The organism is Nitrososphaera sp. (genome assembly GCF_050748925.1).
In the GTDB taxonomy this organism is placed as follows: Archaea; Thermoproteota; Nitrososphaeria; order Nitrososphaerales; family Nitrososphaeraceae; genus Nitrososphaera.
On sequence record NZ_JBOGQF010000212.1, the window covers coordinates 1 to 1,906 of the forward strand.

General features: G+C 52.5%; 1 protein-coding gene. It reads left to right on the forward strand.

Going from position 1 to position 1,906, the window contains the following annotated elements; all coding sequences use genetic code 11:
* The first annotated feature begins 451 nt into the window (after positions 1 to 451).
* Positions 452 to 1,756, forward strand: a complete 1,305-nt coding sequence (locus tag ACREAY_RS11585) for a DEAD/DEAH box helicase (protein WP_431755924.1) — start codon at positions 452 to 454, stop codon at positions 1,754 to 1,756.
* Positions 1,757 to 1,906: the final 150 nt, after the last annotated feature.

The window sequence follows — 1,906 nt, forward strand, 5'->3', positions numbered from 1 at the left end:
CATATTCTAATAGCGAGCCGACTGTTCTTGCTTCCCTCGCGATATTTGAGCAGATATGGATGCAATCGGAGAAACACAAGGATGAAGAACGACGAGCAGTTAGCTAGAATAAAACCACTCTTTTCCCTTCGTCAATCAACGTAAAATCACAAATTTGCAGACCTTATCTATACCCCGTGAATAGAATGGGTCCGACCAAATTCGAACCATCGGCGTCCATCCTGAATGTTATTTTTGGCACCTTATCATTTTAATTTTGGGAGCCTGAGAAATTATGTCCTGCTACAATTAGCTCTTGAGTTGAACTACACCTCTAGCATTCGTTTTACGCATTTGAAAAAGGCAAAAATACGAAAACCCAAATGCATTTTCGTTAGTGCCTGTTAAGGCTTTTCTTGAGTATCTCAATATCTAAACAAGGTTTTTTAGTCCTGTGCATTCCAGTTCAGCCGTGCCCTCCGCGATAGCGAGCCTGCGGTTCCCCTTTGAGCTAAAGCGCGACCAGCTAGAGGCGGCAGAGGCGTGGGTCGCCAACGGCTGCAGGGGCTCTGTCATTTTCAGCACCGGCACCGGCAAGACCGAGATAGCATGGGAGTGCGCAAGGCGCGCCGCAGAATTATGCAAGTCAAAGACGTTTCGGATACTATTTCTAGTCCCGAGGATCGTGCTCATCGACCAGAACGTGAAACGCCTGCTGAGTTACGGCATTGACGAAAGCGCGATAGGCGTCTATTACGGCGAGCGCAAGGACGCCAAAGAGATAACGATAAGCACCTACCAGAGCGCCATCAACAACTTTGGCCTCGTCCGGCAGGCAGACATGGTGGTGCTCGACGAGGTCCACCTCGTGAGCGAGACCGCGTCGGAATACGACAAGGTGTTTGACATCATTGTCGAAGACTCTAAAAAGGCGATACTGGGACTGACTGCCACCATCGACGAAAAGGACCCGAAATACCAGACGATACTGACCGTGGCGCCTCCGGTGAAAAAATACATGATAAAGGAGGCAGTCAGCGACGGCAGGCTCGCCAAGCCAGTCATAAAGGAGGAGCAGGTGAAATTCACCGACGAGGAGCAAAAGATCTATGACGACACGAGCGCGTCGATAAAGGACATTTCAAGAAAATTGCAGGCATACGACCCGATAAAGATGACCAAGTTACTTGCGCGCGGGGGCGCAAGGGCGTCGATGGCCAAGACGTGGTTTGCCGCCGTGCGCAAGAGAAAAGAAGTATTGAGTTCCACGCGGCAAAAGCTGCTGCGCACGGTGGAAATCGTAAAGAGCCACCCCGGCGAGCGCATAATGATATTTTCAGAGACCATCGACTCGATACAGCAATTGCATGACATGCTTGAAGCCTCTGGCGTTTCGGCCCGCACAATCCACAACGGCGTCCGCAGGCAGGAAAGGGAGGAGATCCTGCAGAGCTGGGGCCGCGACTATTTTCCGCTACTGTCGGTGCACACGCTTGAAATCGGGTACGACGTGCCGCAGGTCGGCATCGCCATCATCATCGCCAGCACGTCTAACATGAACCAGGTCGCGCAGAGGATAGGGAGGGTCGTGAGAAAGGCCGAGGGCAAGGAGCACGCCTTTGTCTACATCGTCTACGTGACCGGCACCAAGGACGATAACATGCTAAAGGTAGTCAAGGCCGCCATCGAAAAGGGGAGCGACGCGGTAAAGGCGGCTTCGAGGGGCAAGCGGCCTTTGCGGGGGCAAAAGACCCTAGATCCCGGCCATCCCTTTTGACAGCATCTCGCCCACGCTCTCCAGGTACGAGTCGACGTCCATCTCTGCGACCCTGCCGGCGTCGATGTTGATGATGTATATCATGTGGAGCCGAGAGTTCAGTATGTCTTCTTCTTCCACCGGTGGGTTGGTATAGTACCTGTCGCAAAA